Origin of the sequence: Flavobacterium sp. UBA5153, assembly GCA_002413745.1 — a bacterium.
In the GTDB taxonomy this organism is placed as follows: domain Bacteria; phylum Bacteroidota; class Bacteroidia; order Flavobacteriales; family Flavobacteriaceae; genus Flavobacterium.
Genome location: DHXP01000008.1, coordinates 4,291 through 5,199, shown reverse-complemented (window position 1 = coordinate 5,199; position 909 = coordinate 4,291). Strand labels below are relative to the sequence as shown.

At 35.8% G+C, this 909-nt stretch carries 1 protein-coding gene; it reads left to right on the top strand.

Annotated features, from left to right (window positions below):
- A partial coding sequence (locus B2145_RS01630) for an MIT C-terminal domain-containing protein (RefSeq protein WP_291097448.1) occupies positions 1 to 708 on the top strand: 708 nt, incomplete at its 5' end.
- Between the last annotated feature and the right edge of the window lie 201 nt (positions 709 to 909).

Below are 909 nucleotides of genomic sequence, written 5' to 3'. Positions count from 1 at the left end.
AAAGAACTATTAGATTTCGCCATTGAATGCAGAAAACGAGTAAAACAGCAGCTGCAAAAAATGGATGAAACTTTCGAAGAAGTGGATTTCAGCTATACCAATAAAAGCACTAGAAAAGTCACATCAATTGAAACATTAGAAGTACTGGAACACGGCGTGCCACCTACTTTTGATGTATCGAAAGACGACAATCAAACAGCGATAACTTCAAAAGAAACAGCGGTAAAACTTGAATTACTGGATGGTCAAAAAATCATAAGAGACAATCAAACCGGAATTTCTTATGATAATTTATTTGGAGCCTACCTGATTGGAGCCACAGACATAAGAATCATCGACCCTTATGTTAGACTCCCATATCAACTAAGAAACTTCATGGAATTAGCACGTTTGGCTTCCGAGAAAAAAGACCCGGAAGTTGAAGTAAAATTGCATCTTGTTACAAGCAATAACGAAGATTACATAGAAGGCGCCAAAGATGCCTTTGAACAAATGACCTATTCATTGGAATCCATCGGAATACTTTTTACCTATGAATTCGACGAGAACATTCATGATCGTTCCGTCGTTTTAGACAATGGTTGGAAAATCCTTTTGGGAAGAGGTCTTGACATCTGGCAAAAAACGGGAGGCTGGTATGATATAAATGAATACATACAGGAACAAAGGCTTTGCAAGGCTTGTGAAATTACTTTTTTGAAAAAATAAAGCAAGAGATTATGAAATCGCCATGATTCAAAATTATAAATACGAATGAAGAATGGCGATTTATCAATCCGGTAATGAAAATACGAGATTTGCTTAATAATTTGCTAAACTACTTAATAAACGCTGCTTTATTGTGTTTTTAAAAGAATCAGGTTCCACCACTTGCAATCCCTCTCCAAAAGATAAAATCAGTTTTTCCAA